The sequence below is a fragment of the Cellulosimicrobium cellulans genome, assembly GCF_006539945.1.
GTDB classification, from domain to species: domain Bacteria; phylum Actinomycetota; class Actinomycetes; order Actinomycetales; family Cellulomonadaceae; genus Cellulosimicrobium; species Cellulosimicrobium cellulans.
In genome coordinates, this window is the sequence record NZ_BJNZ01000047.1 from 1 (window position 1) to 6,802 (window position 6,802).

General features: G+C 72.9%; 7 protein-coding genes. 6 read left to right on the forward strand and 1 reads right to left on the reverse strand.

Going from position 1 to position 6,802, the window contains the following annotated elements; translation table 11 throughout:
• Window positions 1-79 precede the first annotated feature (79 nt).
• The gene (locus CCE02nite_RS20120; protein ID WP_141391359.1) at window positions 80-790 is read right to left on the reverse strand and encodes an iron-dependent transcriptional repressor DtxR; all 711 of its coding nucleotides are present in this window, start codon (window positions 788-790) and stop codon (window positions 80-82) included.
• A gap of 118 nt (window positions 791-908) precedes the next feature.
• On the opposite strand from CCE02nite_RS20120, the gene CCE02nite_RS20125 reads away from it, so the two are divergent.
• From CCE02nite_RS20125 to CCE02nite_RS20150, 6 genes are all read left to right on the forward strand, one after another.
• Window positions 909-1,253 (forward strand): PadR family transcriptional regulator, encoded by a 345-nt coding sequence (locus tag CCE02nite_RS20125; protein ID WP_087470506.1) that lies wholly within the window; start codon window positions 909-911, stop codon window positions 1,251-1,253.
• A complete protein-coding gene (locus CCE02nite_RS20130; protein ID WP_141391360.1) occupies window positions 1,250-2,194 on the forward strand; it encodes a permease prefix domain 1-containing protein in 945 nt (314 codons plus the stop codon). The genes CCE02nite_RS20125 and CCE02nite_RS20130 overlap by 4 nt, the downstream gene beginning before the upstream one ends.
• Before the next feature lie 9 nt (window positions 2,195-2,203).
• Window positions 2,204-3,052, forward strand: coding sequence for an AFG1/ZapE family ATPase (gene zapE, locus CCE02nite_RS20135; protein ID WP_141391361.1), 849 nt, complete (start codon window positions 2,204-2,206; stop codon window positions 3,050-3,052).
• Complete coding sequence (gene zapE, locus CCE02nite_RS20610; protein WP_170227393.1) at window positions 3,049-3,246, forward strand: AFG1/ZapE family ATPase; 198 nt, start codon at window positions 3,049-3,051, stop codon at window positions 3,244-3,246. The genes zapE (CCE02nite_RS20135) and zapE (CCE02nite_RS20610) overlap by 4 nt, the downstream gene beginning before the upstream one ends.
• Window positions 3,247-3,330: 84 nt before the next feature.
• A complete protein-coding gene (locus tag CCE02nite_RS20145; protein ID WP_141391363.1) occupies window positions 3,331-6,165 on the forward strand; it encodes a cation-translocating P-type ATPase in 2,835 nt (944 codons plus the stop codon).
• A 121-nt stretch (window positions 6,166-6,286) separates the two neighbouring features.
• Window positions 6,287-6,802, forward strand: a 516-nt coding sequence (locus CCE02nite_RS20150) for a ClpX C4-type zinc finger protein (protein ID WP_141391364.1), incomplete at its 3' end; no start/stop codon positions are given.

Genomic DNA, 6,802 nt, shown 5'->3' on the forward strand with positions numbered 1-6,802 from the left:
CCCTCGAGAACGACATGAGGGTCGTTATCCACCGGATAACGACCCTCATGTCGTGTTCGGCCCCTCCCGGGGCGACGGGTCAGTCCGCTGTCACGAAGAGGTGGCGCGCTACGTCGTCGGGCAGGTCCAGGACGGTCTGCGCGCCGTCGCCCGAGACCGTGACGACGCCGTGGTTCACCGCGACGACGAGAGTCTGGCGCGGGAAGACGCCCGCCTCGGCGAAGCGCGCGAGGAGGTCGACGTCGACCTGGACCGGCTCGGCGATGCGCTGGAGGAGAACGCGCACCTCGTCCCCGTCGGTCGCGCCGCGCGCGGCGAGGTGCACCGGGAGGGACACGACGCCGTCGAGGTACTCGACCTCGGGCAGATCCTCGCCCAGCTCGCGCAGACCCGGGATCGGGTTGCCGTAGGGGTCGTGCGCGGGGTGGTCGAGGAGCGCGACGAGGCGCTGCTCGACGAGGTCGCTCATGACGTGCTCCCAGCGGCAGGCCTCGGTGTGCACCTGCTCCCAGTCGAGCTTGATGACGTCGGTGAGGAGCCGCTCGGCGAGGCGGTGCTTGCGCATGACGCGCACCGCCGTCTGCTGCCCGAGCGTCGTGAGCTCGAGCTGGCGATCCCCGCCGACGACGACGAGGCCGTCGCGCTCCATGCGCGCGACGGTCTGGGAGACGGTCGGCCCCGAGTGCCCGAGGCGCTCGGCGATCCGCGCGCGCAGCGGAGGGATCCCCTCCTCCTGCAGCTCGTAGATCGACTTCAGGTACATCTCGGTGGTGTCGATCAGGTCGGTCACTCGGCCTCCCGCGGCAGGTACGCACTCTTCTCTGGAACCGTTCCAGTCTAGCGCTCTCGCGTCGACACGATGATGTGTCTCTTGTGCATACTGTGCTTCACACACTATGGTGTGAAACATGACCGATCCCGAGATCTACGCCGGGCACAGCCAGGAGGTGCGACGCGGCTCCGTCGTCGTCGCGAGCCTGCTGCTGCTGCGCACGCCCGGCTACGGCTACGGGCTCCTCGAGGCGCTCGCCGCAGCGGGCGTCCCCGTCGACGCCAACACGCTCTACCCGCTCCTGCGCCGGCTCGAGAAGCAGGGCCTGCTCGTGAGCGAGTGGAACACCGACGAGGCGCGGCCGCGCAAGTTCTACCGCACCTCCCCCGCGGGCGAGCGCTTCGCCCGCGACCTGCTCGACGAATGGCTCGCGATCGCGCAGAGCCTCCGGACCATCGACTCCCAGGAAGGCACGTCATGACGCTCACCGACCGCTACGTCGCCGCGACGCTGCGCCGCGTCCCCGCGGACCAGCACGCCGACCTCGAGCAAGAGCTGCGCGCGTCCGTCGCCGACGCGGTCGAGGCGAAGGTCGAGGCCGGCATCGACCCGACCCGGGCCGAGACCGACGTCCTCAACGACCTCGGCGACCCCGACCGCCTCGCGGCCGACCTCGCCGGTCGCCCGTTGTACCTCATCGGGCCGACGCTCTACCTCGACTGGCTGCGCCTCCTCAAGGTGCTGCTCTGGGTCAGCCTCATCCCCGGGGCGATCGTGCTCACGACGGACCTGGTCGACGGCGGACCCGTCGGGTCGGCCATCTGGAGCGGCATCTGGACGACCGCCTCCGTCGCCCTCCAGATCGCGTTCTGGACGACGCTCGTCTTCGTCCTCCTCGAGCGCTACGGCGCCCCGCGGAGCCAGGACGAGCTCACCGGCCCCTGGACCGTCGACCGCCTCCCGACCGAGCGCGCACCCCGCGAGGTCACGCTCGTCGACACGGTCGTGTCGGTCGGCCTGCTCGTCCTGGTGGCCGCCGTGCTGCTCCTCCAGAAGGTCGCGACCTACCGGGGCCCCGACGGCACCGCGGTCCCCGTGCTGCAGCCCGACCTGTGGCCCGTCTGGACCGGCGTGCTCGTCGCGCTCGTCGCGGCCGAGATCGTGCTCACGATCCTCGTGTACGCGCGCGGCCGGTGGACCGTGGGCCTCGCGGTCGCCAACACCGTCGTCGGGGCCCTGTTCGCCGGCACCGTCGTCTGGCTCGCGAGCGCCGACCGCCTCGTGAACCCCGCGTTCCTCGAGGTCACGGGCGGCGACTCGCTCACGTGGCTCTCGAACGGGATCATCGCGGCGACCGTCGTCATCACCGTGTGGGACGTCGTCAGCGTCTGGGTCAAGGCCCTGCGCCGCCCCGCTGCCTAGGCTGGCACGATGACCCGCTCCCGCCTCGACCGCACCCGGCGTGCGGTCGAGGCGGCGGCGTCGCGCGAAGGGTTCGCGCTCGACGCGGACCAGTCCGCGCTCCTCGACCGGCTCGCGCGGCTCGGCGACGAGCTCACGGGGTCCCGGCGCCGCCCCGTCCGCGGGCTGTACGTGTGGGGGCCCGCGGGGCGGGGGAAGTCGTGGCTGGCAGGGGCGTTCTTCGCCGCCCTGGCGGCCGGGCTCCCCGCCGGCGCGGCCGAGCGGGTCCACGTGTACGACCTGTTCCGCGCGCTGCACGCGGCGATCCACGCCCAGCGGGTGAGCGCCCTCGCCGGGCCGCGCCCCGCCGTCGGGCAGGGTGGCCCGACGCACGGCCGGCGCACCCGGCCGACCGCGCCGACGCCGCCCGGCCCGCCGGAGGAGTCGCGGGAGGAGTCGCCGGAGCCACGCCCCGGCGCCGTCGACGCCGCGATCGACGACATCCTGCGCGGGACGACGCTGCTCTACCTCGACGAGCTCCACCTCCACGACACCGGCGACGCGACCCTGCTCACCCGGCTCCTGCGCCGGGCGTTCGCGTCGGGCGTCGTCGTGCTCGCGACGTCGAACGACGAGCCGGGCACGCTGCTGCCGAACCCGTTGTGGCACCACGTCGCCGAGCCGGGGATCGCGCTCCTGCGAGCGCACCTCGACGTGGTCGAGCTCGCCGGGCCGACCGACTACCGGACGCTCGGAGGTCGCGGGCGCGGAGGGTTCGCCGCAGGCGCGTGGTTCCGCCCCGGCACGACGGCGCAGCTCGCCGACCGCGGGCTCGTCGCCCCAGCCCACGGGTCGCGGGATACCGCCGCTGGGTCGTGACCGACGTCCCTCTCCTCACCGACGTGGACCGCGAGGCGCAGCAGCGGTTCATCGCGGTCGTGGACGTGCTCGTGGACGCGGACGTCGAGCTCGTCGTCACGTCGCCCCACGACCTCGCGACCTTCCGGGGCGCGCTCCCCGACCGACCCGACGCGTTCCGGATGACGAGCCGCCTGCTGCTGCTCGCGGGCTGACGCCGGGCCGGACCGGTCGGACCGTCGTCGTGCGCCGCGCGCCTTCCGCGCGCCGTGGCCCACCGTCGGTGCCATGATCCGGCCATGAGCGCTACGGCCCCGGAGGCCGGTCAGCACGCCTCCGCCTCCCCCACCACGTCGAGCACGTCCTCCGAGCCCCCGGCCTGGTACGCCCAGGAGGCCGACGCCGTCGTCGCGGCGCTCGGGTCGGACGCGGCCGACGGCCTCACCGTCGCCGAGGCTCGCGCGCGGCTCGACCGCGACGGGCCCAACGAGATCGTCGCCGAGCCGCCGCCGTCCCGGTGGCGCATCCTGCTCGGCCAGCTCGCCGACCCGATGAACATCATGCTCGTCGCCGTCGCGGTGGTCAGCGTCGTCATCGGGGAGATCCCGGTGGGCGTGATCGTGGCCCTGCTCGTCGTGCTCAACGTCGTGCTCGGCACGCGCCAGGAGATCCAGGCGCGCGCGACGGTCGACGCGCTGGCGCGCACGCAGACGCCGCAGGCGCGCGTCGTGCGCAGCGGGTCCGTCGCGAGCGTGCCCGCGGTCGACCTCGTCGCCGGTGACGTCGTGCAGCTCGAGGCCGGCGACATCGTGCCCGCCGACGGGCGCATCCTGCGGTCGGCGACGCTCGAGACGCAGGAGGCCGCGCTCACGGGCGAGAGCGCACCGATCGGCAAGTCGTCGCCCGCGCTGGGATCCGCCGACGTCGCGCTCGGCGACCGCGTGAACATGGCGTTCCAGAACACGTCCGTGACGCGCGGGACGGCGACCATCGTCGTGACCGAGACCGGCATGAGCACGCAGATGGGCCGCATCGCGACGATGCTCTCCACGGTGAAGACCGCGCGGTCCCCGCTGCAGCGTGAGCTCGACTCGCTGACGAAGGTGCTCGGGATCGTCGCCTGGGGCGCGGTCGCGATCATCGTGATCATCGGGCTGCTGCGCGGGCAGAGCCTCACCGCCCTGCTGCTGCTCGGCATCTCCATGGCGATCTCCGCGATCCCCACGAGCCTGCCGACGTTCGTGCAGGGCATGCTCGCGTACGGCGCCAAGCAGCTCGCCGCCGCGAAGGCCGTGGTCAAGAACCTCACGGACGTCGAGACGCTCGGCGCGACGAGCGCCATCAACTCCGACAAGACCGGCACGCTCACGATGAACCAGATGACCGTGCGGTCGCTGTACTTCCGGGGCGAGTGGTACACCGTCGCGGGCGAGGGCTACGCCAAGCAGGGCTCGATCCGGCACGCCGCCGGGAGCGCGACGCCCGACTTCACCTACCTCGCGTACGGGCTGTGCCTCGACAGCGACGCCACCGTGTCCGACGCGGGCGACGTCGTCGGCGACCCGACCGAGGCGGCGCTCGTCGTGCTCGCCGCCAAGATGGGCGTCGACGCCGAGGAGACGCGTCGCGCGTACCCGCGCGTCGCCGAGGTGCCGTTCGACTCCGACTACAAGTTCATGGCGACGTTCCACCACGTCCCGGTCGACGGCGAGCCGCGGCTCGCCGGGATCGTCAAGGGCGGGCCCGACGTCGTGCTCGCGCGCTGCTCCGGCGTCCTGCGACCCGACGGGACGGTCGTCCCGATCGACGACGCGCGCGACGAGGTCCTCGCCGCGAACCGCGAGCTGTCGGAGAAGGGACTGCGCGTCCTCGCGTTCGCGGTGCGCCGGCTGGAGGTGACGGACGCCGACGTGCAGGCCGACCCCATGTCGTTCGTGACGGACCTCGTGTTCGTGGGGCTCGTGGGCATCATCGACCCGCTGCGGCCCTCGTCGGTCGAGGCGGTGCGGGTGGCGCACGGCGCCGGGATCGACGTCCGCATGATCACGGGCGACCACGCGATCACCGCCGCCGCGATCGGCAAGGAGCTCGGGCTGGGGCCGGGCGCGGCGTCGGGCGCCGACATCCAGGCCATGACCGACGACGAGCTCCTCGCCGCGCTGCCGAACCTCCACGTGTTCGGCCGCGTCACCCCGCAGGACAAGCTCCGCCTCGCGCGGCTCATGCAGCAGGAGGGCCTCGTCGTCGCGATGACGGGCGACGCCGTGAACGACGCCGCCGCCCTCAAGCAGGCCGACATCGGCGTCGCGATGGGGTCCGGGAGCGAGGTGACCAAGCAGGCCGGGAAGATGATCCTCACGGACGACAACTTCGGCACGCTCGTCACCGCGATCCGCCTCGGCCGGAGCATCTACGAGAAGATCGTGTCCTACGTGCGGTACCAGATGGCGGGGCTGTTCGGCCTCGTGCTCCTGTTCCTCACGGCGAGCATCTTCGACATCAACGACGGCGTGCCGCTCTCGCCGCTCATGGTGCTCTTCCTCAACTTCTTCGTCACGCTGTTCCCGGTGATCGTCATCATGCTCGACCCGCCGAGCGAGGCGCTCATGAGCCGGCCCCCGCGCGACCCGAAGGTCACGATCACCAACCCGCAGGCCGTGAGTCGGTGGCTCCTCTACGGGGCCGTGCTGTTCGGGGTCACGCTCGCGACGCTGCTGCTCGCGCCCGGCGAGATGCGCTCCGACGGCCCGTCGGTGCCGGTGACGATGGCGTTCGTCGTCATGGCCCTCGGGTCCGTCCTCGGCGGCCTGGCGATGCGCCGCGACCCGGAGTCCGGGCTCGCGGCCCCCGTGCTCAAGGCGCTCCTCATCTTCACGATCCCCGTCGTGCTCACGCTCCTCATGGTCGAGTCGCGCATCCTCCAGGAGCTGCTCGAGACGACGAGCCTGACGTCCGGGCAGTGGCTCGCGTGCCTCGTCGTGTCGCTGGTCGTCCCCCTCGTGGTCGAGGCGGACAAGTGGCTGCGCCGCGCGGCGGCGCGTCGTCGCGCGGCGGGCCGGACGGCGCCGGCCGACGTGCGCGACGTCGTCGCGCCCGTCCGCGCCCGCGAGGTCACCCCCGCCGCGGGGTCCTGACCCGTCGCCACCTCCCGGGCCCGACGCCGGAGGGGGCCGGGCCGGGGCGCGCCCACGTTGTCGTGGGCGCGGGCTACGATCGGCCGCAGTCGACCGCTACCCCCACCGACTGGAGGCCCCTGTGGCACGCTCCGACGGCACCGACGACGGCGCTCCCCGCGGCCAGCGCGGACCACGCGCGGCGGACGCGCTGACCTGCTCGTTCTGCGGCAAGTCCCAGCGCCAGGTGAAGCGGCTCATCGCCGGGCCCGCGGGGGTCTTCATCTGCGACGAGTGCGTGGCGCTGTGCCTCGAGATGGTCGAGGAGGACCGCGAGGCGGAGAACGCGTCGCAGGACGTCGTGACCGGTGACGGCCCTCTCCCGACGCCGCACGAGATCTTCGCGCACCTCAGCCGCTACGTGGTGGGGCAGGACGGCGCCAAGCGTGCCCTGGCCGTCGCGGTCCACAACCACTACAAGCGCGTCCGCGCCGCCGCTGCCGCCGAGGAGTCCGGCGACGCCCCCGCGACCGACGACCCGGACTACGTGGAGCTGGCGAAGTCGAACATCTTGCTGATCGGTCCGACGGGGACGGGCAAGACGTATCTGGCGCAGACGTTGGCGCGGATGTTGAACGTGCCGTTCGCGATCGCGGAC

Excerpts from the sequence above, each read along its gene's own strand:
- CCE02nite_RS20130 (WP_141391360.1), top strand. The coding sequence starts at position 1,250 with ATGACGCTCACCGACCGCTACGTCGCCGCGACGCTGCGCCGCGTCCCC.
- CCE02nite_RS20125 (WP_087470506.1), top strand. The coding sequence starts at position 909 with ATGACCGATCCCGAGATCTACGCCGGGCACAGCCAGGAGGTGCGACGC.
- zapE (WP_141391361.1), top strand. The coding sequence starts at position 2,204 with ATGACCCGCTCCCGCCTCGACCGCACCCGGCGTGCGGTCGAGGCGGCG.
- CCE02nite_RS20145 (WP_141391363.1), top strand. The coding sequence starts at position 3,331 with ATGAGCGCTACGGCCCCGGAGGCCGGTCAGCACGCCTCCGCCTCCCCC.